This is a genomic window from Streptomyces sp. NPDC001020, from assembly GCF_053599115.1.
In genome coordinates this window covers 58794-84786 of sequence record NZ_JBSFLQ010000021.1, presented here as the reverse complement: position 1 = coordinate 84786, position 25993 = coordinate 58794, and the positions used below count along the sequence as shown (strand labels likewise).

General features: G+C 68.8%; 32 protein-coding genes. 28 read left to right on the top strand and 4 right to left on the bottom strand.

Annotated elements, in window-relative coordinates:
- Positions 1 to 76 precede the first annotated feature (76 nt).
- The 15 genes from prmC (at position 77) to ACWDEX_RS21120 (ending at position 14108) form a co-directional block, all read left to right on the top strand.
- The gene (gene prmC / locus ACWDEX_RS21190) at positions 77 to 922 is read left to right on the top strand and encodes a peptide chain release factor N(5)-glutamine methyltransferase (protein WP_450465231.1); all 846 of its coding nucleotides are present in this window, start codon (positions 77 to 79) and stop codon (positions 920 to 922) included.
- Between the two features lie 109 nt (positions 923 to 1031).
- Complete coding sequence (locus tag ACWDEX_RS21185; protein WP_450465230.1) at positions 1032 to 1679, top strand: L-threonylcarbamoyladenylate synthase; 648 nt, start codon at positions 1032 to 1034, stop codon at positions 1677 to 1679.
- A gap of 88 nt (positions 1680 to 1767) precedes the next feature.
- The gene (locus tag ACWDEX_RS21180) at positions 1768 to 2427 is read left to right on the top strand and encodes an arsenate reductase/protein-tyrosine-phosphatase family protein (RefSeq protein ID WP_450465229.1); all 660 of its coding nucleotides are present in this window, start codon (positions 1768 to 1770) and stop codon (positions 2425 to 2427) included.
- A gap of 213 nt (positions 2428 to 2640) precedes the next feature.
- Positions 2641 to 3882, top strand: a complete 1242-nt coding sequence (locus tag ACWDEX_RS21175) for a serine hydroxymethyltransferase (RefSeq protein WP_450465228.1) — start codon at positions 2641 to 2643, stop codon at positions 3880 to 3882.
- Positions 3883 to 4008: 126 nt separating this feature from the next.
- Positions 4009 to 5334, top strand: coding sequence for an MraY family glycosyltransferase (locus ACWDEX_RS21170; protein ID WP_450465226.1), 1326 nt, complete (start codon positions 4009 to 4011; stop codon positions 5332 to 5334).
- A 299-nt stretch (positions 5335 to 5633) separates the two neighbouring features.
- Positions 5634 to 6071, top strand: coding sequence for a hypothetical protein (locus ACWDEX_RS21165; protein ID WP_450465225.1), 438 nt, complete (start codon positions 5634 to 5636; stop codon positions 6069 to 6071).
- Positions 6072 to 6344: 273 nt separating this feature from the next.
- Positions 6345 to 7115 carry a F0F1 ATP synthase subunit A gene (gene atpB, locus ACWDEX_RS21160; protein ID WP_450465277.1) on the top strand — a complete coding sequence of 257 codons (771 nt, stop codon included), beginning with the start codon at positions 6345 to 6347 and terminating at the stop codon, positions 7113 to 7115.
- Between the two features lie 81 nt (positions 7116 to 7196).
- A complete protein-coding gene (gene atpE, locus ACWDEX_RS21155; protein ID WP_450465224.1) occupies positions 7197 to 7442 on the top strand; it encodes an ATP synthase F0 subunit C in 246 nt (81 codons plus the stop codon).
- 39 nt (positions 7443 to 7481) lie between these two features.
- Positions 7482 to 8030, top strand: a complete 549-nt coding sequence (locus ACWDEX_RS21150) for a F0F1 ATP synthase subunit B (protein WP_450465223.1) — start codon at positions 7482 to 7484, stop codon at positions 8028 to 8030.
- Positions 8027 to 8842, top strand: a complete 816-nt coding sequence (locus ACWDEX_RS21145; RefSeq protein WP_450465222.1) for a F0F1 ATP synthase subunit delta — start codon at positions 8027 to 8029, stop codon at positions 8840 to 8842. Before ACWDEX_RS21150 ends, ACWDEX_RS21145 begins: the two co-directional genes overlap by 4 nt.
- Positions 8843 to 8957: 115 nt before the next feature.
- Positions 8958 to 10550 (top strand): F0F1 ATP synthase subunit alpha, encoded by a 1593-nt coding sequence (gene atpA, locus ACWDEX_RS21140; RefSeq protein ID WP_450465221.1) that lies wholly within the window; start codon positions 8958 to 8960, stop codon positions 10548 to 10550.
- A 21-nt stretch (positions 10551 to 10571) separates the two neighbouring features.
- The gene (locus ACWDEX_RS21135; protein WP_450465220.1) at positions 10572 to 11489 is read left to right on the top strand and encodes a F0F1 ATP synthase subunit gamma; all 918 of its coding nucleotides are present in this window, start codon (positions 10572 to 10574) and stop codon (positions 11487 to 11489) included.
- Entirely contained in the window at positions 11489 to 12925 is a 1437-nt protein-coding gene (gene atpD / locus ACWDEX_RS21130) for a F0F1 ATP synthase subunit beta (RefSeq protein WP_450465219.1), read from the top strand. Before ACWDEX_RS21135 ends, atpD begins: the two co-directional genes overlap by 1 nt.
- Before the next feature lie 232 nt (positions 12926 to 13157).
- A complete protein-coding gene (locus tag ACWDEX_RS21125; RefSeq protein WP_450465217.1) occupies positions 13158 to 13532 on the top strand; it encodes a F0F1 ATP synthase subunit epsilon in 375 nt (124 codons plus the stop codon).
- Between the two features lie 129 nt (positions 13533 to 13661).
- Positions 13662 to 14108 carry a DUF2550 domain-containing protein gene (locus ACWDEX_RS21120; protein ID WP_450465216.1) on the top strand — a complete coding sequence of 149 codons (447 nt, stop codon included), beginning with the start codon at positions 13662 to 13664 and terminating at the stop codon, positions 14106 to 14108.
- A 141-nt stretch (positions 14109 to 14249) separates the two neighbouring features.
- Here ACWDEX_RS21120 and ACWDEX_RS21115 read toward each other — a convergent pair whose 3' ends face one another.
- The 3 genes from ACWDEX_RS21115 to ACWDEX_RS21105 all read right to left on the bottom strand — a co-directional run bounded on the left by ACWDEX_RS21115 (position 14250) and on the right by ACWDEX_RS21105 (position 18019).
- Complete coding sequence (locus ACWDEX_RS21115) at positions 14250 to 16076, bottom strand: glycosyl hydrolase family 18 protein (RefSeq protein ID WP_450465215.1); 1827 nt, start codon at positions 16074 to 16076, stop codon at positions 14250 to 14252.
- Between the two features lie 120 nt (positions 16077 to 16196).
- Positions 16197 to 16838 carry a response regulator gene (locus ACWDEX_RS21110; protein ID WP_450465214.1) on the bottom strand — a complete coding sequence of 214 codons (642 nt, stop codon included), beginning with the start codon at positions 16836 to 16838 and terminating at the stop codon, positions 16197 to 16199.
- Positions 16835 to 18019 (bottom strand): sensor histidine kinase, encoded by a 1185-nt coding sequence (locus ACWDEX_RS21105; RefSeq protein WP_450465213.1) that lies wholly within the window; start codon positions 18017 to 18019, stop codon positions 16835 to 16837. The genes ACWDEX_RS21110 and ACWDEX_RS21105 overlap by 4 nt, the downstream gene beginning before the upstream one ends.
- A gap of 159 nt (positions 18020 to 18178) precedes the next feature.
- On the opposite strand from ACWDEX_RS21105, the gene ACWDEX_RS21100 reads away from it, so the two are divergent.
- Entirely contained in the window at positions 18179 to 18757 is a 579-nt protein-coding gene (locus ACWDEX_RS21100; RefSeq protein ID WP_450465212.1) for a hypothetical protein, read from the top strand.
- A 30-nt stretch (positions 18758 to 18787) separates the two neighbouring features.
- Here the strand turns inward: ACWDEX_RS21100 and ACWDEX_RS21095 are convergent, their stop codons facing one another.
- Entirely contained in the window at positions 18788 to 19363 is a 576-nt protein-coding gene (locus tag ACWDEX_RS21095; protein ID WP_450465211.1) for a cob(I)yrinic acid a,c-diamide adenosyltransferase, read from the bottom strand.
- Positions 19364 to 19581: 218 nt separating this feature from the next.
- Between ACWDEX_RS21095 and gvpO the strand changes: the two genes are divergently transcribed.
- The 12 genes from gvpO to ACWDEX_RS21035 all read left to right on the top strand — a co-directional run bounded on the left by gvpO (position 19582) and on the right by ACWDEX_RS21035 (position 25991).
- Positions 19582 to 19890 (top strand): gas vesicle protein GvpO, encoded by a 309-nt coding sequence (gene gvpO, locus ACWDEX_RS21090; RefSeq protein WP_450465210.1) that lies wholly within the window; start codon positions 19582 to 19584, stop codon positions 19888 to 19890.
- A gap of 66 nt (positions 19891 to 19956) precedes the next feature.
- Complete coding sequence (locus tag ACWDEX_RS21085) at positions 19957 to 20400, top strand: gas vesicle structural protein GvpA (protein WP_450465209.1); 444 nt, start codon at positions 19957 to 19959, stop codon at positions 20398 to 20400.
- A gap of 3 nt (positions 20401 to 20403) precedes the next feature.
- Positions 20404 to 21114 (top strand): GvpL/GvpF family gas vesicle protein, encoded by a 711-nt coding sequence (locus ACWDEX_RS21080; RefSeq protein WP_450465207.1) that lies wholly within the window; start codon positions 20404 to 20406, stop codon positions 21112 to 21114.
- A 28-nt stretch (positions 21115 to 21142) separates the two neighbouring features.
- Positions 21143 to 21388 carry a gas vesicle protein GvpG gene (locus ACWDEX_RS21075; RefSeq protein ID WP_450465206.1) on the top strand — a complete coding sequence of 82 codons (246 nt, stop codon included), beginning with the start codon at positions 21143 to 21145 and terminating at the stop codon, positions 21386 to 21388.
- A gap of 58 nt (positions 21389 to 21446) precedes the next feature.
- Positions 21447 to 22079 carry a hypothetical protein gene (locus ACWDEX_RS21070; RefSeq protein WP_450465205.1) on the top strand — a complete coding sequence of 211 codons (633 nt, stop codon included), beginning with the start codon at positions 21447 to 21449 and terminating at the stop codon, positions 22077 to 22079.
- Positions 22072 to 23256 (top strand): SRPBCC family protein, encoded by a 1185-nt coding sequence (locus ACWDEX_RS21065; RefSeq protein ID WP_450465203.1) that lies wholly within the window; start codon positions 22072 to 22074, stop codon positions 23254 to 23256. Before ACWDEX_RS21070 ends, ACWDEX_RS21065 begins: the two co-directional genes overlap by 8 nt.
- 33 nt (positions 23257 to 23289) lie before the next feature.
- Positions 23290 to 23745: a gas vesicle protein gene (locus tag ACWDEX_RS21060; RefSeq protein ID WP_450465202.1), complete on the top strand. Its 456-nt coding sequence runs from the start codon at positions 23290 to 23292 to the stop codon at positions 23743 to 23745.
- Positions 23738 to 24544: a GvpL/GvpF family gas vesicle protein gene (locus ACWDEX_RS21055; RefSeq protein WP_450465200.1), complete on the top strand. Its 807-nt coding sequence runs from the start codon at positions 23738 to 23740 to the stop codon at positions 24542 to 24544. The genes ACWDEX_RS21060 and ACWDEX_RS21055 overlap by 8 nt, the downstream gene beginning before the upstream one ends.
- A complete protein-coding gene (locus ACWDEX_RS21050) occupies positions 24541 to 24807 on the top strand; it encodes a gas vesicle protein (protein ID WP_450465198.1) in 267 nt (88 codons plus the stop codon). Before ACWDEX_RS21055 ends, ACWDEX_RS21050 begins: the two co-directional genes overlap by 4 nt.
- Positions 24807 to 25166, top strand: a complete 360-nt coding sequence (locus ACWDEX_RS21045) for a gas vesicle protein K (RefSeq protein WP_450465197.1) — start codon at positions 24807 to 24809, stop codon at positions 25164 to 25166. The genes ACWDEX_RS21050 and ACWDEX_RS21045 overlap by 1 nt, the downstream gene beginning before the upstream one ends.
- 91 nt (positions 25167 to 25257) lie before the next feature.
- Positions 25258 to 25689, top strand: a complete 432-nt coding sequence (locus ACWDEX_RS21040) for a hypothetical protein (protein WP_450465195.1) — start codon at positions 25258 to 25260, stop codon at positions 25687 to 25689.
- Between the two features lie 71 nt (positions 25690 to 25760).
- Positions 25761 to 25991, top strand: a complete 231-nt coding sequence (locus ACWDEX_RS21035; RefSeq protein ID WP_450465194.1) for a DUF5133 domain-containing protein — start codon at positions 25761 to 25763, stop codon at positions 25989 to 25991.
- Positions 25992 to 25993: the final 2 nt, after the last annotated feature.

Below are 25993 nucleotides of genomic sequence, written 5' to 3'. Positions count from 1 at the left end.
GCCTGGGCCCGCGACCCCGGCACCACCCGAGAGACGGAAACACCCTGAGGCACAGCACAAGTACCGGAGGACGAGCGTGAACCTGCTGCTCGCGGAGGTGGCCCAGGCCACCCAGCGGCTGGCCGACGCCGGCGTGCCCTCGCCGCGCAACGACGCGGAGGAGCTCGCCGCCTTCGTGCACGGTGTCAAGCGGGGTGAGCTGCACACCGTGAAGGACTCCGACTTCGACGCCCGCTACTGGGAGGTCGTCGCCCGCCGGGAGGCGCGCGAGCCGCTCCAGCACATCACCGGGCGCGCCTTCTTCCGGTACCTGGAGCTCCAGGTCGGGCCCGGGGTGTTCGTCCCGCGCCCGGAGACCGAATCGGTGGTCGGCTGGGCGATAGACGCCGTGCGTGCGATGGATGTCGTCGAGCCGCTGATCGTGGACCTGTGCACCGGCTCGGGCGCCATCGCGCTCGCGCTGGCCCAGGAGGTGCCGCGCTCGCGGGTGCACGCCGTGGAGCTGTCCGAGGAAGCCCTCCACTGGACCCGCAAGAACATGGAGGGGTCCAGGGTCGACCTGCGCCAGGGAGACGCCCTGACAGCCTTCCCGGACCTCGACGGCCAAGTCGACCTCGTCATCTCCAACCCGCCGTACATCCCGCTGACCGAATGGGAGTATGTCGCTCCCGAGGCCCGGGACTACGACCCCGAACTGGCCCTGTTCTCCGGCGAGGACGGCCTCGACCTGATCCGCGGCCTGGAGCGCACCGCGCACCGGTTGCTGCGCCCCGGCGGCGTCGTCGTCATCGAGCACGCCGACACGCAGGGCGGCCAGGTGCCGTGGATCTTCACCGAGGAGCGGGGCTGGGCCGACGCCGCCGACCATCCCGACCTCAACAACCGGCCGCGCTTCGCCACCGCCCGCAGGGCCCTGCCGTGAGGACGGCACGCGGCGCGGCGTGGCGCCCTCCCCATCCGAAGACATCAAGCCAGCAGTACGTGATCCAGTACGTGATCCAGCAGTACGTGTACGAGGAGGCCCTCTAGACATGGCACGGCGATACGACACCAACGACGCGACCGACCGCGCGACCGGTCTGCGCGAGGCAGCGTCCGCCGTCCGCCGTGGCGAACTCGTGGTGCTGCCCACCGACACCGTGTACGGCGTGGGCGCCGACGCGTTCTCCTCGGAGGCCGTGGCCGATCTGCTCCAGGCCAAGGGCCGGGGCCGCAACATGCCCACGCCCGTCCTCATCGGTTCCCCGAACACCCTGCACGGCCTTGTCACGGACTTCTCCGAGATGGCCTGGGAACTGGTCGACGCGTTCTGGCCGGGCGCCCTCACCCTCGTCGCCAAGCAGCAGCCGTCCCTGCAGTGGGATCTGGGGGACACCCGGGGCACGGTCGCCATCCGTATGCCGCTGCACCCGGTCGCCATCGAACTGCTGACGGACGTCGGCCCGATGGCCGTGTCCTCCGCGAACCTGACCGGCCACCCGGCGCCCGAGAACTGCGACGCCGCGCAGGAGATGCTCGGCGACTCGATCTCCGTCTACCTGGACGGCGGCCCGACCCCCGGCATCGTCCCCTCGTCGATCGTCGACGTCACGGGCAAGGTTCCCCTCCTGCTGCGCCAGGGAGCGGTGTCGGCAGACGAGCTGCGCAAGGTCGTACCCGACCTCGAGGTGGCGAATTGACAGCCCCTGCCTCCCCCAAGCTCTCGAATGATCCCCCACTCTCGGCTCTGCTCGAGCGGGGAGACCCCCATGAGCAGGGGGGACCCCCATGCGTGGCATAGGCAACGGGGACGGGACGGGGGACCTGGAAGAACCGGGTCCTCCCTGCGACACCTTCCGCATCCTCCATGTCAGCACCGGCAACGTGTGCCGCTCGCCGATCACCGAGCGGCTGACCCGGCATGCCCTGGTGGACCGGCTCGGCGACCCGCTGTGCAGCGGTCTGATCGTGGAGAGCGCGGGCACCTGGGGCCATGAGGGCGCGCCCATGGAGGCGAACGCCGAGGCGGTCCTCGCGGACTTCGGCGCGGACGCCTCCGGATTCGTCGGCCGTGAGCTCCTGGACGAGCACGTCATCCGTGCCGACCTGGTCCTGACGGCGACCCGCGACCACCGGGCCCAGGTCATCTCCATGGGCCACTCGGCGGGGCTGCGCACCTTCACTCTGAAGGAGTTCACCCGCCTGGTACGGGCGATAGACCCGGTGACCCTGCCCCCGCTGGAGGACGGCGTGGTCGCGCGGGCGCGCGCTCTGGTCGGTGCGGCGGCTGCGCTGCGCGGCTGGCTGCTGGCGCCGACGGCGGAGGCGGACGAGGTGCATGACCCGTACGGGGCGCCGCTGCCGTTCTTCCGGTCGATCGGGGGCGAGATCCAGCAAGCGCTGGATCCGGTGGTGACGGCGCTGACGGGCGTGCCCGCCCGGATGTGACCCGGCGGGCATCCGCCCGGTCCCCGGAGGTGTCCAAAAGCGTTCCGGGCGTTCGGAGGCCGTTTCGGCGGTGTCCGGCTCCGGCCGGGGTGTGGCGGCCCGCCCGGCACACGCCACGGCACTCACAGGCGTACCTGCCTGGACGCTACGACCGGGCGTCCCAGGGGCCCCGGGCCTACATTGGACGTACGTCCCCGACGCCCGGAGTGCACCATGACGGTCACCCATACCCTCGAGGCCGAGGTCCTGCGCCGGCAGGACCCCGAGATGGCCGACATCCTGCTCGGGGAGCTCTCCCGGCAGTCGACGACGCTGCAGCTCATCGCCGCCGAGAACTTCACTTCGCCGGCCGTGCTGGCCGCCCTCGGCTCCCCGCTCGCCAACAAGTACGCCGAGGGATATCCCGGCGCACGCCACCACGGCGGCTGCGAGGTCGTCGACATGGCCGAGCGCATCGCCGTGGAACGCGCGAAGGCGCTGTTCGGCGCCGAGCACGCCAATGTGCAGCCCCACTCGGGGTCGTCCGCGGTGCTCGCCGCGTACGCCGCCCTCCTCCGGCCCGGTGACACCGTGCTCGCCCTGGGACTGCCCTACGGCGGCCACCTCACGCACGGCTCACCCGCGAACTTCTCCGGCCGCTGGTTCGACTTCGTCGGTTACGGGGTCGAGGCGGAGTCCGGGCTCATCGACCACGACCAGGTGCGCACCCTCGCCCGGACACACCGGCCCAAGGCCGTGGTGTGCGGGTCCATCGCCTATCCACGTCATCTCGACTACGCCTTCTTCCGCGACGTCGCCGACGAGGTGGGCGCGTACCTCATCGCCGACGCCGCCCACCCCATCGGGCTCGTCGCCGGGGGAGCGGCGCCCAGCCCGGTGCCGTACGCCGACGTGGTCTGCGCCACCACGCACAAGGTGCTGCGCGGCCCGCGCGGCGGCATGATCCTGTGCGGCAGCGACGTGGCCGAGCGCGTGGACCGGGCCGTCTTCCCGTTCACCCAGGGCGGCGCCCAGATGCACGCGATCGCCGCCAAGGCCGTCGCGTTCGGGGAGGCGGCGAGGCCGGCCTTCGACGTCTACGCCCATCAGGTCGTCGCCAACGCCCGGATGCTGGCGTCGGTTCTGGCCGCGGAGGGGCTGGCGGTCATCACCGGCGGCACCGACACCCACATGCTGATCGTCGACCCCGCGCCGCTGGGCGTCGACGGACGCACCGCACGGGGGCGGCTCATGGCGGCCGGCCTTGTCCTGGACACCTGCGCGCTGCCCCACGGCGACGCCCGCGGGCTGCGCCTGGGTACCGCCGCGGTGACCACGCAGGGCATGGGCGAGGCCGAGATGGTGCACATTGCAGAGCTGTTCGCGGCCGTGCTGCGCGACGCGACCGACAGCGGGCGGGCACGTGCCGAGGTACGGGAACTGACCGGTAGATTTCCGCCGTATCCCGGGCTGTGAGGGTGGACGCGGCGTCGTGCACGGCCGCACATGCAACCATCTTCGCTACCCGTCAGTCCCAAACGGTATGCACGCGAAGCTAGGGTGTGGGGCTGAGGACGTCCAGCTAGACCTGTGGGGAAGCCCGTGCGTGAATACCTGCTGACGCTCTGCATCACGGCCGCGGTGACGTATCTGCTGACAGGGCCGGTACGCAAGTTCGCGATCGTGGCCGGAGCCATGCCGGAGATCCGGGCCCGGGACGTACACCGGGAACCCACTCCACGGCTCGGCGGTATCGCGATGTTCTTCGGCCTGTGCGCGGGCCTGCTGGTCGCCGATCACCTGGAGAACCTCAACGAGGTCTTCGTCAAGTCGAACGAGCCCCGAGCCCTGCTCTCCGGCGCCGCGCTCATCTGGCTGATCGGTGTGCTGGACGACAAGTTCGAGATCGACGCCCTGATCAAGCTCGGCGGCCAGATGATCGCCGCGGGCGTGATGGTCATGCAGGGCCTGACGATCCTGTGGCTGCCGGTCCCCGGCGTCGGCGTGGTCGCGCTCACCCAGATGCAGGGCACCCTGCTGACGGTCGCCCTGGTCGTCATCACGATCAACGCGGTCAACTTCGTCGACGGCCTCGACGGCCTCGCCGCCGGCATGGTGTGCATCGCGTCGGCCGCGTTCTTCATGTACGCGTACCGGATCTGGTACGGCTACGGTCTGGAGGCCGCCGCCCCCGCGACCCTGTTCGCGTCCATCCTGATGGGCATGTGCCTGGGCTTTCTGCCGCACAACATGCACCCGGCGCGGATCTTCATGGGCGACTCCGGATCGATGCTGATCGGGCTCGTGCTCGCCGCCGGAGCCATCTCGATCACCGGGCAGGTCGACCCGGACGCGATGGGCCTCTACTCCGAGCGCGCCACGGTCCACCAGACCGTCCCGGTCTACATCCCGCTGCTGCTTCCGCTGACGATCATCGCGGTCCCGGCAGCGGACCTCGTCCTCGCGATCGTGCGCCGCACCTGGCGCGGCCAGTCGCCGTTCGCCGCGGACCGCGGGCATCTGCACCACCGGCTCCTGGAGATCGGGCACTCGCACAGCCGGGCCGTGCTGATCATGTACTTCTGGTCGGCGCTCATCGCCTTCGGGGCCCTCGCGTACTCGGTCAACTCGGCGTCGATGTGGATCGTGCTGGGCATCGTGTTCCTCAGCTTCATCGGGCTGGTGCTGCTCCTGCTGCCGAGGTTCACGCCGCGTGCCCCCCGCTGGGCCGAGGCCTTCGTACCGCCGCGCTACCGCCGCCGTGCCGTCCTGGAGCCGACGCCGGCCGCCGCGTACGAGGCGGAGGACGAGCCGCAGCCCGATGCGTGCCGCACCCCCGTCGTCGCAGGCGTCTCGGGGGCCAACGGAGCCACCGCGCTCGGCTCCCGCTCCGTTCCGGATCGCGGCAAGGCCAAGTCTTCGCGCTGACGCACAAGGTAAGAATCTGGCGTGCGCGTTACTCAAGTCTGGGGATGCGAAGCACCCCAATATCAGACAAAACAACCCCGCGTTCGCACAAAAGCGCAGACTCACTCTCATGTGTGACTGCAGGCACACCTACTTGGTAAAGACCGCATCAAATAGTTTGTGATACCGTTCACGAGAACCCGGGATAGAGCCAAAGGGTCCCAATGTGATGGGTCCCTCGGTACGAGGTCCCCACTCGGCCCGGGATTACGCTCGTCCATGACGACACCCTGCCCCCTTCACCACGCGGAGTTGCCGCCATGCCGTCTTCCGACGCCCGGAACCTTCTGCAGATCGCTGTACCCACAGCGGCTGTCGGCGTGATCGCCGTCGCTGTCAGTGGCGCGGTCGCGGGGGGCAAGGGAGCGCTGGGCGCGGCCGTCGGCACGGTGCTCGCCATCCTCTTCATGGGGATCGGCCTCTACGTCCTGCAGCGCACGGCGAAATCGCTCCCGCACCTGTTCCAGGCCATGGGTCTGATGCTCTACGTCGCCCAGCTCCTGCTGCTCCTGATCTTCGCGGGTATCTTCAAGGACACTTCCCTCTTCAATCCGAAGACGTTCGCGGCCGGGCTCGTCGTTGCGACGGTCGTATGGATGGCCGCACAGGCGCGTGCGCACATGAAGGCCAAGATCTTCTACGTCGAACCGGACTCCGAGAAGAGCGAGAAGCCCCAGAAGACCGGTTCTTCGTCGTGAGGGATAGGGCCGGGATAAAGACTTGCAAGAGTTCCTGCTATCGTCCGGTGCCAACTGCGGCATCGCGGGCGCGGGCATCTGAGCTGACGCCTGTTCAATCGCGAGGCTTGATGCCCTCCAGCCGCCCCCACATCCGTAACACCAGTCCGGTGCCGTTCCGCGGCTGCGCGCCGCACCGACACAACGAGGTTGCCCAACCCATGCGTCACGCCGAAGGAGCCCGCGGTGAGTGCTGACCAGACCCAGCTCGCCTTTGACTGGAGCTGCCGCATCCTGTCCGACAACGGCTGTGGCTTTCCGGCTCCGGGCCTGAACTCGTTCCTCTTCAAGCCCCTGTTCACCGTGGGCGGCTTCGAGTTCAACAAGGCGATGCTGCTCGTGTCCATCACCACGGCCCTGATCGTGGTGTTCTTCTGGGCGGCGTTCGGCAAGGCCAAGGTGGTCCCGGGCAAGCTCCAGTTGGTGGCCGAGGCCGGCTACGACTTCGTGCGCCGCGGCATCGTCTACGAGACGCTCGGCAAGCGCGAGGGCGAGAAGTACGTCCCGCTCATGGTCTCGCTGTTCTTCTTCATCTGGATCATGAACGTCTGGTCCGTGATTCCGGTGGCCCAGTTCCCGGTCTCCTCGCTGATCGCCTTCCCGGCGGTCCTCGCAGCGGTCGTCTACATCACCTGGGTCGCGCTGACCTTCAAGAAGCACGGCTTCGTCGGCTTCTTCAAGAACGTCACGGGCTACGACAAGTCGCTCGGCGGCGTGCTGCCGCTCGTCATGGTCATCGAGTTCTTCTCGAACCTGCTCGTCCGCCCGTTCACTCACGCGGTGCGACTGTTCGCCAACATGTTCGCGGGCCACCTGATGCTGGTGATGTTCACCGTCGCCTCCTGGTACCTGATGAACAGCTACATGATCCCGGCTGCCGGTGTCTCGTTCGTGATGACCGTGGCCATGATCCTCTTCGAGCTCTTCGTGCAGGCCGTCCAGGCGTACGTCTTCGTGCTCCTCGCCTGCTCCTACATCCAGGGCGCTCTCGCCGAGCACCACTGAGCGGAACCACCCCGCACCGCAAACTCCCAGACGTCCGGTGGCCAACCCCCACCGGTCCATGAAAGAGAAGGAAGAACCGGCATGTCTGCTCTCCAGACCCTCGCTGCCGACGCTGGCGTCCACGGCTCCGTCGGCTCCATCGGCTACGGCCTCGCCGCGATCGGCCCCGGCATCGGCGTCGGCATCATCTTCGGTAAGGGCACCGAGGCCCTGGCCCGCCAGCCCGAGGCTGCCGGTCTGATCCGCGCCAACCAGATCCTCGGCTTCGCCTTCTGTGAGGCGCTCGCCCTCATCGGCATCGTTATGCCGTTCGTGTTCGGTCGGTAATCAACTCCTGACCGACACGTATCGACGAAAGGCACTGATGTGATCGCCAACCTGGTACAGCTGGCGGCCGAGGAAGAGCAGAACCCGCTCCTCCCGGCCGGTCCCGAGCTGCTCGTCGGCACCATCGCCTTCGCCATCGTGTTCTTCTTCTTCTGGAAGAAGCTGCTTCCGAACATCAACAAGGTTCTGGAGGAGCGTCGCGCGGCGATCGAAGGCGGTATCGAAGAGGCCGACGCCATGAAGGTCGAGGCCCAGAGCGTGCTTGAGCAGTACAAGGCTCAGCTCGCCGAAGCCCGGCACGAGGCCGCGCGGCTGCGCCAGGAGGCGCAGGAGCAGGGTGCCGTGCTGATCGCCGAGATGCGCGCGGAGGGTCAGCGGCAGCGCGAGGAGATCGTCGCCGCCGGCCACGCGCAGATCGAGGCCGACCGCAACGCCGCCGCGCAGAACCTGCGTCAGGACGTCGGCAGGCTTGCCACCGACCTGGCCGGCAAGCTCGTCGGCGAGTCCCTCGAGGACCACGCCCGGCAGAGCCGCGTCATCGACCGCTTCCTCGACGAGCTCGAGCAGAAGGCCGAGGCCGCGCGATGAACGGAGCGAGCCGCGAGGCCCTGGCAGCCACACGTGAGCGTCTCGACGCGCTGACGGACTCCACGTCCGTGGACGCGACGCAGCTCGCCGACGAGCTGGCCGCCGTCACCGCGCTGCTCGACCGCGAGGCGTCGCTGCGTCGGGTCCTCACCGACCCGGCGCAGTCCGGCGAGGCCAAGGCGGACCTGGTCCAGCGTCTGCTGGGCGGCCAGGTCAGCGGGCCGACCGCGGACCTGGCGGCCGGCATGGTGCGCTCGCGCTGGTCGCAGTCGCGTGACTTGGTGGACGCGGTGGAGGAGCTGGCGAACATCGCCGACCTCACCGCCGCGGAGAAGGCGAACGCGCTCGACAACGTCGAGGACGAACTGTTCCGGTTCGGCCGGATCGTCTCCTCGAACACCGAGCTGCGCGCCGCGCTGACCGACCGTTCCGCGAGCACCTCGGCGCAGCGCGAGCTGGTGCGCCGGCTGCTCGGTGGCCGGGCCAATGTCACCACGGAACGTCTGGTGACGCGTCTTGTTACCGCGCCGCGGGGACGTAGCCTGGAAGCGGGAATCGAGTCCCTGTCCAAGCTCGCCGCCGCGCGCCGTGACCGCATGGTCGCGGTCGTCACTTCGGCGGTGCCGCTGAGCGACACCCAGAAGCGGCGCCTCGGTGCCGCGCTGGCCAGGGTCTACGGCCGTGAGATGCACCTCAACCTCGACGTGGACCCCGAGGTCCTCGGCGGGATCCGGGTGCAGGTCGGTGACGAGGTCATCAACGGTTCCGTCGCGGACCGACTCGAGGACGCCGCCCGCCGCATGGCGAGCTAAGCGCAACTCCATACGCAGTACTACGGCCCGCGTTGGGCCGTGCAGAGGATTCCTGGGGGCCGCCCCCAGACCCCCAAAGAAACTTCGGGCCCAACAAGGAGAGCAGGGAACCCAGATGGCGGAGCTCACGATCCGGCCGGAGGAGATCCGGGACGCGCTGGAGAACTTTGTCCAGTCGTACAAGCCGGACGCGGCCTCGCGCGAGGAGGTCGGTACGGTCACCCTTGCCGGCGACGGCATCGCGAAGGTCGAGGGTCTTCCCTCGGCCATGGCCAACGAACTGCTGAAGTTCGAGGACGGCACCCTCGGCCTCGCCCTCAACCTCGAGGAGCGCGAGATCGGTGCCATCGTCCTCGGTGAGTTCAGCGGCATCGAGGAGGGTCAGCCGGTGCAGCGCACTGGTGAGGTGCTCTCCGTGGCTGTCGGCGAGGGCTACCTCGGCCGCGTCGTCGACCCGCTCGGCAACCCCATCGACGGCCTCGGCGAGATCGAGACCGAGGGCCGCCGCGCCCTCGAGCTGCAGGCCCCCACGGTCATGCAGCGCAAGTCGGTGCACGAGCCGATGGAGACGGGCTACAAGGCCGTCGACGCCATGACCCCGATCGGCCGTGGCCAGCGTCAGCTGATCATCGGTGACCGCCAGACCGGCAAGACCGCCCTGGCCGTCGACACGATCATCAACCAGCGCGACAACTGGCGCACCGGCGACCCGAAGAAGCAGGTCCGCTGCATCTACGTCGCCATCGGCCAGAAGGGCTCCACCATCGCGTCGGTCCGCCGCGCGCTGGAGGAGAACGGTGCGCTGGAGTACACGACCATCGTCGCCGCCCCGGCGTCCGACCCGGCGGGCTTCAAGTACCTGGCGCCCTACACCGGCTCGGCCATCGGTCAGCACTGGATGTACCAGGGCAAGCACGTCCTGATCATCTTCGACGACCTGTCGAAGCAGGCCGACGCCTACCGCGCCGTGTCCCTGCTGCTGCGTCGTCCGCCGGGCCGCGAGGCCTACCCGGGTGACGTCTTCTACCTGCACTCCCGTCTGCTGGAGCGCTGCGCCAAGCTCTCCGACGACATGGGTGCCGGTTCGATGACCGGTCTGCCGATCGTCGAGACCAAGGCCAACGACGTCTCGGCGTTCATCCCGACCAACGTCATCTCCATCACCGACGGCCAGTGCTTCCTGGAGTCCGACCTGTTCAACGCCGGTCAGCGTCCGGCCCTGAACGTCGGTATCTCGGTCTCCCGTGTCGGTGGTTCGGCCCAGCACAAGGCCATGCGCCAGGTCTCCGGCCGTCTGCGTGTCGACCTCGCCCAGTTCCGTGAGCTGGAGGCGTTCGCCGCCTTCGGTTCCGACCTGGACGCCGCGTCGAAGGCTCAGCTGGAGCGCGGTCAGCGCATGGTCGAGCTGCTCAAGCAGAACCAGTACGAGCCGATGGCCACCGAGGACCAGGTCGTCTCCGTCTGGGCCGGCACCAACGGCCGTATGGACGACGTGCCGGTCGTCGACATCCGCCGCTTCGAGAAGGAGCTCCTCGAGTACCTGCACCGCAAGGAGCAGGGCCTGATGACCTCCATCAAGGAGGGCGCCAAGATGTCGAACGACACGATCCAGGCGGTCGACGACGCCGTGGCGGCCTTCAAGAAGCAGTTCGAGACCTCGGACGGCAAGCTGCTCGGCGAGGACACTCCGGCCGCTGCCGCCAAGTGACGTAAGGAAGGGACCTGACTCATGGGAGCCCAGCTCCGGGTCTACAAGCGTCGCATCCGATCCGTCACCGCGACCAAGAAGATCACCAAGGCGATGGAGATGATCGCCGCCTCGCGCGTCGTCAAGGCACAGCGCAAGGTGGCGGCCTCCACGCCGTACGCGCAGGAACTGACCCGCGCGGTCACGGCGGTCGGCACCGGTTCGAACACCAAGCACCCGCTGACGACGGAGGCGGAGAACCCGACCCGTGCCGCGGTCCTGCTCCTGACGAGCGACCGCGGTCTGGCCGGCGCATTCAACTCCAACTCCATCAAGACGGCGGAGCTGCTGACCGAGCGCCTGGAGCGCGAGGGCAAGCAGGTCGACACGTACATCGTCGGCCGTCGTGGTGTGGCCCACTACAACTTCCGTGAGCGCAAGGTCACGGAGTCGTTCACCGGCTTCACCGACGAGCCCACGTACGCGGACGCCAAGCAGGTCGCGGCCCCGCTGATCGAGGCCATCGAGAAGACGACGGCGGACGGCGGCGTGGACGAACTCCACATCGTCTACACCGAGTTCGTCTCGATGATGACGCAGACGGCGATCGACTCGCGGTTGCTGCCGCTGCGCCTCGAAGAGGTGGCGCAGGAGTCGCAGAAGAAGGACGAGGTCCTTCCGCTGTACGACTTCGAGCCGTCGGCGGAGGACGTCCTCGACGCCCTGCTGCCGCGCTACGTGGAGAGCCGTATCTACAACGCGCTGCTCCAGTCGGCCGCTTCGAAGCACGCCGCCACGCGGCGCGCGATGAAGTCGGCCACCGACAACGCGGGCGAGCTGATCAACACGCTCTCCCGTCTTGCCAACGCGGCCCGCCAGGCCGAAATCACCCAGGAAATCAGCGAGATCGTCGGTGGCGCGAGCGCCCTGGCCGACGCGACCGCGGGGAGTGACAAGTAATGACCACCACTGTTGAGACGGCCACGGCGACGGGCCGCGTCGCGCGGGTCATCGGCCCGGTCGTCGACGTGGAGTTCCCCGTCGACGCGATGCCGGACATCTACAACGCGCTGCACGTCGAGGTCTCCGACCCGGCGAACGAGGGCGAGAAGAAGACCCTGACCCTCGAGGTCGCCCAGCACCTGGGCGAGGGTCTGGTCCGTACGATCTCGATGCAGCCCACCGACGGTCTGGTCCGCCAGGCCCCGGTGACGGACACGGGCGCGGCCATCTCCGTCCCGGTCGGCGACTTCACCAAGGGCAAGGTGTTCAACACCCTCGGTGAGGTGCTGAACGTCGACGAGAAGTACGACGGCGAGCGCTGGCCGATCCACCGCAAGGCGCCGAACTTCGACGAGCTCGAGTCGAAGACCGAGATGTTCGAGACCGGCGTCAAGGTCATCGACCTGCTGACCCCGTACGTCAAGGGCGGCAAGATCGGTCTGTTCGGTGGTGCCGGTGTCGGCAAGACGGTGCTCATCCAGGAGATGATCTACCGTGTCGCCAACAACCACGACGGTGTCTCCGTGTTCGCCGGTGTCGGTGAGCGCACCCGTGAGGGCAACGACCTGATCGAGGAGATGTCCGACTCGGGCGTCATCGACAAGACCGCGCTGGTCTTCGGTCAGATGGACGAGCCGCCGGGCACCCGTCTGCGCGTCGCGCTGGCCGGCCTGACCATGGCCGAGTACTTCCGTGACGTCCAGAAGCAGGACGTGCTGTTCTTCATCGACAACATCTTCCGCTTCACGCAGGCCGGTTCCGAGGTGTCGACCCTGCTCGGCCGTATGCCCTCCGCGGTGGGCTACCAGCCGAACCTGGCCGACGAGATGGGTCTCCTCCAGGAGCGCATCACCTCGACCCGTGGTCACTCGATCACCTCGATGCAGGCGATCTACGTCCCCGCGGACGACCTGACCGACCCGGCCCCGGCCACCACGTTCGCCCACCTCGACGCGACGACGGTTCTGTCCCGTCCGATCTCCGAGAAGGGCATCTACCCGGCCGTGGACCCGCTGGACTCCACGTCCCGCATCCTGGACCCGCGCTACATCGCGCAGGATCACTACAACGCCGCCATGCGCGTCAAGACGATCCTGCAGAAGTACAAGGACCTCCAGGACATCATCGCGATCCTCGGTATCGACGAGCTCGGCGAGGAAGACAAGCTCGTCGTCAAGCGTGCCCGTCGTGTGGAGCGCTTCCTGTCCCAGAACACCCACGTCGCCAAGCAGTTCACCGGCGTCGACGGGTCGGACGTCCCGCTGGACGAGTCGATCGCGGCCTTCAACGCGATCATCGACGGTGAGTACGACCACTTCCCGGAGCAGGCGTTCTTCATGTGCGGTGGTCTCGAGGACCTGAAGAAGAATGCGAAGGAGCTGGGCGTCTCCTGACGTCGTGCTCTTGGTGAAGGGGGACGAGACCGGCGCCGGCCACGGCCCGCGTCCCGTCCCCCTCTCCACGCCACCGCATCACAGCGGGGACCCCGACGGCTTCCGTCGCACGGCCCCCGCGCCCCTCGCCGCGAGGCGGGGCGGGCCCCGGGCACTTCGGTGCCTCAAGCCCTACTAGACTTATGACCCAACACCCGGCATCACCGCCGGGTGGTGACCCGAGGAGCCACCCTTGGCTGCTGAGCTGCACGTCGAGCTGGTCGCCGCCGACCGCAAGGTCTGGTCCGGTGAGGCCACCCTGGTCGTCGCGCGCACCACGTCCGGCGACATCGGCGTCATGCCCGGTCACCAGCCGCTGCTCGGTGTGCTGGAGTCGGGCCCGGTGACCATCCGTACGAGTGATGGCGGAACGGTCATCGCCGCGGTGCACGGCGGTTTCATCTCGTTCGCGGACGACAAGCTGTCGCTGCTGGCCGAGATCGCCGAACTGTCGGACGAGATCGATGTCCAGCGCGCGGAGCGGGCTCTCGAGCGCGCGAAGGCCGACGCCGACGCCCATGCGGAGCGTCGCGCGGAGGTTCGACTGCGCGCGGTGAACTCGCACTGAACCCAGCGCGCCGCGTGATGACGTGACTCAGCCGCGGCCGGCCCGGAGCAATCCGGTGCCGGCCGCGGCTGAGGTGAATCCGGGTGTTTTTTCCTTTCCGTTACCAAGGAGACGAGGAGGTCGGTGTCGATGGTCCTCGCCCTGAGTGTGTGCGGAGCGGTCCTGGCATTCGTAGCGGTGGGACTGTTCGTCTTCGGCCTGCGGCGGCGCCTCATCCAGCGCTCAGGCGGCACCTTCGACTGCAGCCTCAGATGGGACGTCCCGCAGGAGTCCGACACCAGCGGCAAGGGCTGGAGCTACGGCGTGGCGCGCTACAACGGCGACCGCGTCGAATGGTTCCGTGTCTTCTCCTACGCCCCGCGCCCGCGCCGTGTCCTGGAACGCTCGGCGATCGAGGTGGCCGGTCGACGCGATCCGGAGGGCGAGGAGGAGCTGGCGCTGCTCTCCGACGCGGTGATCCTCGCCTGTGACCACCAGGGAACCCGCCTGGAACTGGCGATGAGCGAGGACGCGCTGACCGGGTTCCTCGCCTGGCTCGAGGCGGCCCCGCCCGGACAACGAGTGAATGTGGCGTAGCCGCATTCGCTCGTTGGTGGGGGTCCCCCCGGACGAAGTCTGGGGGAGAGTGAATGTGGCCTGATCGGTCGCATGCGGGCAGCGGACGAGCCCCCGGACGATGTCCGGGGGCTCGTGTGTGCCTGATGCCTCCGATCGGGATTACGACAGACCGTTGCTCAGCGCGCTCACCAGTTCGCCGTTGCTGGTGTCACCGCTGAACTCCCAGAAGAACGCGCCGCCCAGCCCCTGCGTCTTGGCCCAGGCCATCTTGGTGCCGATGGTGGCCGGGGTGTCGTAGGACCACCAGTTGCTGCCGCAGCGCGCGTACGCCGTGCCGGCGATGGTGCTGGTGGCCGGGCAGGACGTCTTGAGTACCCGGTAGTCCTCGATGCCCTGCTCGTACGTTCCGGCCGCCGGGCCCGTGGCCGTCCCGCCCGGAGCGTCCTGGGTGACGCCGGTCCAGCCTCGGCCGTAGAAGCCGATGCCGAGCAGCAGCTTGTTCGCGGGCACGCCCGCCGCCTTGTACTTGGCGATCGCGTCGGCCGAGTTGAAGCCCTGCTGCGGGATGCCGCTGTACGAGGTGAGCGGGGAGTGCGGGGCCGTGGGGCCCTTCGCGTCCCAGGCGCCGAAGAAGTCGTACGTCATCACGTTGTACCAGTTGACGTACTGTGCGGCGCCCCCGTAGTCGGCCGCGTCGATCTTGCCGCCCGAGGAGGCGTCCGCGGTGGTGGCCGCGGTGACCAGGGCGCTGGAGCCGAACTTGGCGCGCATCGCGGCCAGGATGTTCTTCAGGGCGGCGGCCCCGCTGGTGTCGCAGGTGAGGCCGCAGGCGTTCGGGTACTCCCAGTCGATGTCGATGCCGTCGAAGACATCGGCCCAGCGCGGGTCCTTCACCAGGTCGTAGCAGGACTGCGCGAACGCCGTCGGGTTCTTGGCCGCGTCCGTGAATCCGCCGGACCAGGTCCAGCCGCCGAAGGAATACAGCACCTTGATGTTCGGGTACTTGGCCTTCAGCTGGCGTAGCTGGTTGAAGTTGCCGCGCAGCGGCTGGTCCCAGGTGTCGGCGACGCCGCTGACGGACTGGTCGGCGGTGAACGCCTTGTCATAGTCGGCGTAGGAGTCGCCGATCGCGCACTTGCCGCCGGTGACGTTGCCGAAGGCGTAGTTGATGTGCGTGATCTTCGCCGCGGAGCCGGACGTCACGAGGTTCTTGACGTTGTAGTTGCGGGCGTAGATGCCCCAGTCGGTGAAGTAGCCCATCCTGACCTTGTCACCGGTCGGCGGGGGCGTGCCGCCTCCGCCAGTGGTGTGTACCTTGACGGCGCCGCTGACCGGGCCCATCTGGTCGGCGGTGTCACGGGCCTGGACGGTGTACGAGTAGTCGGTGCCGGCGGTGAGGCCGGTGTCCTTGTACGAGGTGGCGGTCACGGTGGCGACCTTCGTGCCGTCCCGAAGGACGTCGTAGTTCTTGACGCCCTTGTCGTCGGTGGCCGCCGTCCAGGACAGCGTCACCGAGGTGTCGGTGATACCGGACGCGGTCGGGGTGCCTGGCGCGGAGGGCGGGTTGTCGCCGGGGACGGTCGTGCCGCCGTCGCAACTGGCTCCGTTGAGCGTGCAGTTGCTCGGTGATCCCGAACCGGCGCCGTTGAAGCCGAAGGAGACGGAGGCGCCGGGGGCGAGGGTGCCGTTGTAGGACTTGTTCTTGGCCGTCCAGCGGGTGCCGGAGTTCGTCACGTCGGCGTCCCATGCCGAGGTGACGGACGTGCCGGAGGGGAAGTCCCACTGGATCGTCCAGGAACTGATAGTGGTGGTACCGGAGTTGGTCACCGTCCACTTGCCCTCGAAGCCGGTTCCCCAGTCCTGGGTCTTGGCGTAGGCGGCGGTGGCCGATGTGGCGGCGTGGGCGGGGCCGGCGAGGCCGACAAGGCCGGCGAGCGGAAGCAGAAGGGTCGCTAATGCTGCCACGGCCCGGTGTCTGAAGCGCATGCTGCGCCTCCTTGATTGTCGGGGGCATGACTAAGCGCGCTGTGCGGCGAGAATAGAAAGGTCTGGACCACGGGTCAATAGGTCTGGACCAGAGGCGCGCGATGGTGCGTGGGACCGCCGTCAGATCCCCAACTCCTTGGCCAGCACGGCGGCCTGGACCCGGCTGCGCAGCTCCAGCTTGCCGAGAAGCCGGCTGACGTGCGTCTTCACGGTGGCCTCCGCCATGTCCAGCCGGACGGCGATCTCGGGATTGGAGAGCCCCTCACCGAGGCAGGACAACACCTCGCGCTCGCGCCGGGTGAGCGCCTCCAGGATCGACGGGTCGGCCGACGGCTCCGGTGCGGGCGTGGCGGCGAACTCCGCGATCAGCCGTCGGGTCACCGCCGGAGCGATCTGCCCCTCGCCGCGTGCCACCGTCCGCACGGCGGCGATGAGTTCCTTCGCCTCCGCGTTCTTCAGCAGGAACCCCGAGGCGCCCGCCCGCAGCGCCCCGAACACATACGCGTCCAGGTCGAACGTCGTGAGCACCAGTACATCGGCGAGCCGCTCCGCGACGACCTGCCGCGTCGCCGACACCCCGTCGAGACGCGGCATCTGGACGTCCATCAGGACCAGGTCGGGGCGCAGTTCACGGGCGAGCTCCACCGCCTGCTCGCCGTCCACCGCCTCCCCGACCACCTCGATGTCGGGCGCGCTGCCAAGGATCAGGACCAGCCCTGCCCGGACGGCGGACTGGTCCTCGGCGACGAGTACGCGGATCATGTGGTCTCTCCTCGGGGAATGTCGGTGACGGGAAGGGTGGCGCGCACGCTCCACAGTGCCCCCTCGGGACCGGCCTCGAAGTCACCGCCGAGCAGCGCCGCCCGTTCCCGCATCCCCACGAGCCCTGCGCCGGATCCCGGTGCGCGCGGTGCGTCCCGGTCGCCGTACGGGCTGGTCACCCGCACGTCCAGGACCTCGTCCCGCGTCAGCGCGAGCCGCACCGTGACCCGGCCGGCGCAGGCGTGCTTGAGGGCGTTCGTCAGGGACTCCTGCACGATCCGGTACGCGGCCAGTTCCACCGGGGCGGGTACCTGCTCGTACTTCGTGTCGAGCGTGACGTCGAGACCGTTGGCGCGGGCGCTGTCGACCAGGGCGCCGAGCCCGTCGAGGGTGGGGGTCGCGGCCGGCTCGGCCTCGGCGGCACCGTCCCGGAGGATCCCGATCAGTCGCCGCATCTCGGCGAGCCCCTCCACGCTGTTCTCACGGATGACGGCCAGGGCCTCCCGGGAGGTCTTCGGGTCGTCGATGGAGAGCGCGGCCGTGGAGTGGATGGCGATCGCGGACAGGTGATTGGCCACCATGTCGTGCAACTCCCGGGCCATACGGGCACGTTCTGCGGTCACGGCCTGGGTGCGGTCCATCTCCGCGAGCAGAGCGGTCTGTTCGGCGCGCAGACGTTCGGCGACGGCGGTGTCACGGTGGTTGCGCGTCACCCAGCCGGTCGTCGCGGGCAGCAGAGCGACCATTCCGACGCCCGCCCCGATCAGCAGGGCTTGCGGAACGCGCCAGATCGCGAACGGGACCACGGTGCCGACCACCGTGAGCACGCCCATGGTCCAGGGGAGGCGGCGGGCCGTGGCGGCGCTGCCGTACAGGACGGCCGCGTACACCAGGTCGGTGAACATCAGCACGGTGGCGAGGTTGCCGCGTGTGAGCAGGTCCGCGGTGATCGCCACGGCCCCGATGCGCAGCACCGCCTCAGGGTGCGTACGGCGCAGCAGCTCGCAGCCCGCCGTCACGACGAGCGGGATCAGGACCGCCCAGTCCTGGGCGAAGAGGCACATCGGGTCGTCGCCGGTCCGGCTGTGCAGGCCGATGCCCAGCAGGACGAGCCCGCCGAGGAGCCCGCCCGCCGCGATGGCGACGTCGTGGCGGTGCGGGCGGGGGAGAGGTGCGGCCATAGGCCCATCCAACAGGGTGTACCGGGCCCGCGTCAGATACCGCAGCACGGTCCGCGACCCCATCGGCTACATCGAAGGATGCAGTCACGGTTCCTCATCGCCGACGACGAAACGAGCCCTCTTCACCGGCAGCCTGGAGGGAGACGAGAGGGGCGAAACGTGATCGTCGGGTTGATCGTCGCCTGCGAGGTCGGCTTCTGGGTGCTGCTGGCCGCGGGCCTGGCCGTCCGCTATCTGCTGAAGATGCGCCGCACCAGCGTGGCTCTGCTGCTGTGCGAGCCGCTGCTGGAGGTGGTCCTCTTCGTGACCACCGCCATCGACCTGAAGAACGGCGCGAAGCCGGGCTGGGAACACGGGCTGGCCGCGCTGTACATCGGCTTCACCATCGGCTACGGCCACTACACCGTCCGCTGGCTCGACGGGCACGCCGCCCACCGCCTGTCCGGCGCCCCGCGCCCGCCGAAGCCGCCGAAGTACGGCCTGGCCCGCGCCCGCCACGAGGGCCGCCTCTGGCTGCGCACCGTCCTCGCATCAGCGGTCGCCCTGGCCCTGCTCCAGGCGGCGGTCTGGTACGTCGGTGACGCGGCCGGCACCGAACCGCTGAGGTCCTGGCAGGGGACGTCGCTGCGCATCACCGCGATCCACGGGGTGATCGCCCTGACGTATCTGCTCTTCCCGAAGAAGGCCCCTGCCGGGGCAGCCGGATCGGAGGATCGGCGCACACTGACCAAGCGATGAGCCCGTGTGCACCGAGCCTCCCGCGCGGAGTCAGTCGCGCTCACCGCCCGGTACCCACAGCACGTCGCCGGTCTCCTTGTTGGCGTACCGGGCCAGGATGAACAGCAGGTCGGACAGCCGGTTCAGATAGGTCGCGGTCAGCGGGTTCATCACCTCACCGTGGACCTCCAGCGCGGCCCACGTGGAGCGCTCGGCGCGCCGTACGACCGTGCACGCCTGGTGCAGCAGGGCCGCGCCGGGCGTGCCGCCGGGCAGGATGAACGAGCGCAGCTTCTCCAGCTCGGCGAGGAAGCGGTCGCAGTCCGCCTCCAGCCGGTCGACGTAGAACTGCTCGACCCTGAGTGGCGGGAACTCGGGGTTCTCCACCACCGGCGTCGACAGGTCCGCGCCCACGTCGAACAGGTCGTTCTGGACACGGGTGAGGACCTTGACGACCTCCTCGTCGAGACCGCCCAGCGCGATCGCGCTGCCGATCACCGCGTTCGCCTCGTTGGAGTCCGCGTACGCGGAGATCCGCAGGTCGGTCTTGGGTACGCGGCTCATGTCGCCGAGGTGTGTCGTGCCCTTGTCGCCGGTCCTGGTGTAGATGCGCGTCAGATTGACCATGCGATCAGCCTAGTGCCGTGTCAGGCGATTTTTGCCCGTCGAGGAGCGTCGTCCGATGGGTGATCATGCCCTGCGGCAAAAGGGTTCGGCGAGGCCGGATCGAGTACGCCCGGGCTCGTGCACGCATACGTGCCAGGTGCTCGGGAAGGCGACGCAGAAGTCAAGTCGTAGAGGACGAATGAAGGACGTCTTCAAGAAACCTTCCGGCGGGCGGGGCCATGAGCACCACAGACGACAAGAGCCAGAAGAACGACAACGCGGCGGAGCAGCGTCTGGATCTTCCGACGGTGATCAGCCAGGCGAGCAGCCAGCTCTCCGCTGTGCTGCAACGGGAAGCGGCCACGGTTTCAGCCGTGCGGATGACGGATGACGGATGGTCGGCAGAAGTCGAAGTGGTGGAACTGGAGAGGGTGCCGGACACGATGAGTGTGATGGCGTCCTACCGCATCGAACTCGACCATCGGGGCCGCCTTCTCGGCTATGAGCGGCTGCGCCGCTACGCCAGGGGCCAGATCGACCGCCGCTGAATCTTCAAGGGTGCCGCGCGTCCGTACGCGGACCGGTGCCCAGACGGATCAACGGAAGGAGTCAGCATGTCTCTCGTTCAACAGAGCAGCGTCGCCTCGCAAGGAAGCGGATCAGGAGGCGGCAATCTCTACGATGTCCTCGAACTCATCCTGGACCGTGGGCTCGTGATCGACGCGTTCGTCCGGGTCTCTCTCGTGGGCATCGAGATACTCAAGATCGACGTCCGTGTTGTCGTCGCCAGCGTGGACACGTATCTGCGGTTTGCCGAAGCGTGCAACCGCCTCGACCTGGAGGCGGGCCGCAAGGCCCCGAGCCAGCTCACCGACATGGTCGGCGACATGACCGAAAGCGGAGCGAAGGGAAAGTCGAAAGGAGCACTGACCGGAGCGGTCGAGGCGTTCACTGATTCCCTCCAGGGCAGGCGTGACGAGTCCGAGGAGGAGCCGCGCAAGCGCCCGGCCCGCAAAGCGACGTCCAGCCGCCAGTCCGCGCCGCGCCGGGAGGAGTGACAAGTGCCCACCTATGTCTACGGCATCACCGGTGCCGATCATCCGCTGCACCTCGATGGAGTGCAGGGCGTAGGAGAGCCTCCCTCCGTGCTGCGGGCCGTGCGGACCGACACGCTCGCCGCGGTCGTCAGCGACGCGCCCGAGGGTTTGCGTGCCAAGCGCCGTGACGTCCGCGCCCACCAGAGCGTCCTGGAGGCGCTGATGGCCGGCGGGGCCACCCTCCCGATGCGCTTCGGGCTCCTCGCACCGGACGACGAGCAGGTCGTGGCGGCGCTGGAGGCGGAACGCGACGGCTACCGCACCCGTCTGGCCCAGCTCGACGGCCATGCCGAGTACAACCTGAAGGTCGGCCGCGATGAGGACGACCTGCTGCGTGAGATCGTCAACAGTTGCGAGCACGTGCGGGAGCTGCGGCAGCAGACGCTGGCCGATCCCGACGCCCATGACCGGCGAATCGCCCTCGGTGAGGCGATCGCCCACGAGGCGGAGGCCCGCCGGGCCGACGAGGGCCGGGACCTCGTCGACGCACTGGCCCCGAGCGTGACCACCGTGTCCGTGGGAGAGCCCTGTAGCGGCTTCCTCAGTGTGTCGTTCCTCGTCAAGGACACGGAGCAGGGGGCGTTCGTCCAGGCTGTGGAGCGCGAGGCCGACCGGCGCGGTGACGCCTACACGTTCACCCTCACCGGTCCGTTCCCGCCCTACAGCTTCGTCTGACCGGGCACACGCGGCCAGGGCGTCGGCCATGGGCCTGATCACCGGCATTCTCACCTTTCCGCTGGCCCCCCTCCGCGGCACCACCTGGGTCATCGACCAGGTACTGACGGCCGCGGAGCGGGAGTACTACGACCCGGAGCCCGTGCGGCGGCAGCTCGCGGAGCTGGAACGCGAGCTCACCGAGGGTCGCCTCTGCGAGGAGGAGTACGACCGCCGCGAGGACGAGCTCCTTGACCGGCTGGACGAGATCGAGCGCTACCGGAACGGAGGCTGAGCGAACCTCCGACGATCCGCGAAGAACGACGAGTGGGAGAGACAGAGGTGCACACAGCATGACGAAGAACGTGCAGATAGCCGCCGCCCTGGTGGGTGGTTACGTCCTGGGGCGGACGAAGAAAGCCAAGATGGCCGTGGGCCTGGGCATGTTCCTGGCCGGCAAGAAGCTCGACCTCGATCCCCGGCGGGTCGGCAAGCTCCTCGCCAACTCGCCCGTGCTCGGCGGGCTCAACGACCAGGTGCGCACGGAGTTGGTGCAGGCCACGCGCACCGCTGCCACCGATGCGCTCACCCAGCGGGCGGCCGGTCTGGCTTCCTCTCTCGCCCGGCGCACTCAGGCTCTCGAAGACCCGACGGGCGTCACCGACACAGTAGGGGGCGACGAGGACGACAGCCGCGACGACGTGGACGACGACAGCGGCGACGAGGAACAGGAGGAGCGGCCGGCCCGCCGTAAGGCATCCGGGCCCCGCAGCGAGAAGTCCTCCGGTTCCGGTGACGGCGGCCGAGCCCCGGCAAAACGGACCCGCTCCACCGCTCAGGGCGGCGCACACCGCACCGCCGGCACCGCCCGCAAGCGCACCGGCGCCGCGAAGTCCGCAGCCTCCAAGGCGACCGGAAGCCGCTCGGGCACCGCAAGGAAGCGGACCGCCCCCGCCCGCGAGAACGGCGGTGATGGCAATGCCTGACTCCACCCTCGGCAAGATCAAGAGCGACGTTCTGTCGGACCCCGCGACCGACCGCCTCAAGGAAGAGCTGCGCAACTACCTGGTCGCACGCGCCGAACACACGGTCACCGACCTCGGCCGGCGGCTCGGTGATGGGGTCTCCAAGCTGGCGGAGCCCGGCGAGCGCGGCGTCGGCGGCCCACTCAAGAGCCTCGCCAAGGGCGGCCAGGCCCTCGCCGAGGGCAAGTCTCCGGCACAGGCGGCGATGAGCGCGGGCGCCTCCCACCTGAAGGAGACGATCAAGGACAAGGTCAAGGGCGTGTTCGGCAAGGGCCGCAGGTCGGGCGGCGCCAAGTCGAAGAGCGTCGTCATCGTCGAGGACATCGACGTCGGCGTACCCGTACGCGAGGCCTACGACCAGTGGACCCAGTTCCAGGAGTTCAGCACCTTCGCCAAGGGTGTGGTCAGCGTTGAGAAGGCCGACGACACCACCAGTAACTGGAAGGTGAAGGTCGCCAAGTCCACCCGCAGTTGGAAGGCCAACGTCACCGAGCAGGTACCCGACGAGCGCATCACGTGGACGACCGAGGGCGCCAAGGGCACCGTCAAGGGCGTCGTGACCTTCCACGCCGTCACCGACGACCTCACCAAGGTACTGCTCGTCCTGGAGTACTTCCCCAAGGGTCTGTTCGAGAAGACGGGCAACATCTGGCGCGCCCAGGGCCGCCGTGCCCGACTGGACCTCAAGCTCTACCGCAAATTCGTCATGATGCGCGGAGAGGCGACCGACGGCTGGCGCGGCGAGATCCGGGACGGCGAAGTCGTCGTTGCGCACGAGGACGCCATCGAGCGCGAACAGGCCGAGGAGGGGGAGGGCTCGGAGGAACAGGATCCGGCCGCCCCGGAGCAGGACGACGCCGACGTGGCCGAGGACGACTCCGAGGGCGAGGCCTCCGACGAGGAAGACGACGAGGAGCCCTACGACGACGCCGAGGGCTACGAGGAGGAGTTCGAGGAGGACGACGAGGAGCCGTACGACGAGGGCGAGTCCGACGCCTACGAAGAGGAGGCCGAGACCCCCTCCGACGCGGAGGACGACGACTCCGACGTCCCTGCCGAGGACGACGAGCCCGAGCAGGATGACGAGCCGGCCCCCCGCCGCTCCCGGCGTCGGCGTACCGCCGACGTGCAGGCCTGATCCGGGACCTGCCGACAGACGAAGGACGACGACGTGACCGAACCACTCAGCGGCCGCTTGCCCGTTCCCACGCGCTCCGCGTCTGCCTACGGAGCACAGGGATCGTCCGCGAACCTGGCCGACATCCTCGAGCGGGTCCTCGACAAGGGCGTCGTGATCGCGGGTGACATCCAGATCAACCTGCTCGACATCGAGCTGCTCACCATCAAGCTCCGCCTGCTGGTGGCCTCCGTGGACAAGGCCAAGGAGATGGGCATCGACTGGTGGGAGCACGACCCGTCCCTGTCCTCCCGTGCTCCCACCCGCGCTCCCTCCCGCGCCCCGGCCACAGAACTGTCCGAGGAGAACGCGCGGCTGCGCGCCGAAATCGCCCGCCTGCAGGCAGCCTCCAGCCTGGAACCGAGCGAGCGCACGACCTCGGCGGCAAAGGCCGCACCCGCGCAGGGCCGCGGGGAAGGATCGCCGGAGGGGGAGGCCGCTCATGAGTGACGCGGAGATGCGGTACGTCTACGCGGTCGGCCGGGACGGGAAGGCCCTGGATCGGGTCACCGGTCAACTCACCGGGGTGGACAAGCACCCGCTGGGCCTCGTGCGCGGCGGGTGCCTGACCGCCTTGGTGTCAGCGGTGCCGGCGGACCAGTTCAGCGAGGAGAGCCTCGCCGCGCGACTGGAGGACCTGGACCGCCTGGAGGACCTCGCGCGGGCCCACCACGCCGTCGTGGATGCGGCCTTCTCCGCGACGACGGTCCTGCCCATGCGCCTGGCCACGGTCTACCGCGACGATGGGCGGGTCGCCGCCATGCTGGACGAACAGCACGCACACTTCGACGAACTGCTGCGCATGTTCGACGGCCACGTCGAACTCGGCATCAAGGTCTACGCCGTACCGCACGCTGCCCGGACGGCCGGGCAGGAGTCCGAACCTGCCGCCGCGACGCCCGGCCGGGCCTATCTGCGAAGCCGCCGGGCCCAGCGCGACACTGCGCAGCGCGCCTTCCGCGCCGCATCCGCCTTCGCGGAGGCCGCGGCCCGGGCGGCCGGCACGTTCGCCGTGGCCCGGGCAGTGCACCGTCCGCAGCAGGACGAGTGGTCCGGCCGGCGGGGCGAGAACGTGGCCAACGAGGCCTACCTCGTACCACTGGACGCCGTCGAGGAGTTCCGGGCCGGCCTCGGCGCGCTCGCGCGGGACGAACCGGGCGTCAGCATCGAGGTCACCGGACCCTGGGCGCCGTACTCCTTCGCCGTTGACGCCACGCAGGAGGGCGTAGGCAGCGGGGGGCCCTCATGAACGACCTGAACGACCTGAACGCCCTGAACGACCGGAGTCCTGGCAGGGGCGACCGCGAGCACCTGGCAGGTCCGCCCGTCGCCCTCATCGACCTGCTGGACCGCCTGCTGAACGGCGGCGCGGTGCTGACGGGAGACGTCGTGCTCAGCATCGCCGATGTGGACCTGGTTCACATCAATCTCCGCGCGGTCATCCGATCGATCACCTCGGACCATCCTGCGCCTCAGTGCGCCATTCCGCGTCTGCCCAGCCAGGAGTTCTGATGCCGGAATATCCGAAAGGCGCCCTCGTGACTCGCCTGAACGACGTGATCTCCGCGAGCTCCGCCGAGGGGCGGGGAAATCCGTACCAGCGCTGGGAAACGGACGCCGAAACAGTGGAACGGGACCTGATAAAACTGGTCCTCACCATCGTCGAACTGCTCCGCCAGCTCATGGAGAGGACAGCGATCCACCGCGTCGACCAGGAAGACCTGAGCGAGGAACAGGAGGAGCGTATCGGCATGACCTTGATGATCCTCCAAGAGCGGATGGAGGAATTGTGTGAGCGCTACGACCTCACCATGAATGACCTGAATTTGGATCTCGGCCCCCTTGGGTCACTACTTCCATGTGATTTCTGAAAGGCCGGGATCCTGATAGTGGTAGGGGTGTGTGCGTTCCACTTGTATTCCATGACGTTTCATCAATGATTCGAGGGGCAGAAGCGACATCATGACCACCGACGACAAGAACAGCAGGAATTCGACCGCGTCCGGCGCCAAGAAGGCCGCCGCTTCCCGGACGGCCGCCGCGCGCGACTCGGCCCGCAAGGCCGGCGAGACGGCGCAGTCCGCCAAGGAGAAGGCACGTGAGGCGAAGGACTCGACGACGTCCGGTGCCCAGTCGGCCGGTCAGGCGGCCCAGCGCGTGAGCCGCGCGGCGGCCGACGGCCTCCAGAGCGGTCAGCAGGCCGTGACGGCCAACGCGGCCAAGGCCGCTGCGGTCGCGGGCAACGCGTGGACAGTCATCAAGCACCGCAGGGCGGTCGCAGCCGGTGCGGCAGCCGCCGTGGCGGGGGTCGCCGGAGCGGCGTTCGCGATAGGCCGCTCGACGGCCAAGCCTCAGGTCGGCCCACTGACCCGGCTGGCCGGCGGCCGCATCTGAGACCGCCCGCGGCGACCAGGTCCTGCCGGCGGTAAGCACACGCGAGTTGTCATGACGAGGAGGGGATTTCGATGCTGATGGCGCACCCGGCGGTGCTGAGCGACCTGATCGAGCAGTACGAGACGCTGCGCATCCTGCATGCCGAGAACGGCAGTGAAACGGCGCGCCGGCGCCTGGAGGACGTTTCCTACACGCCGTGCGTGGCGACCGGGACCTGCGATGTCGACGCCGCCCTCATCGCCGCTCGGCACCGGCTTCCCGGGGCCCGTCCCGGCGATGACTCGCTGGTCGCCACCGCCTGACC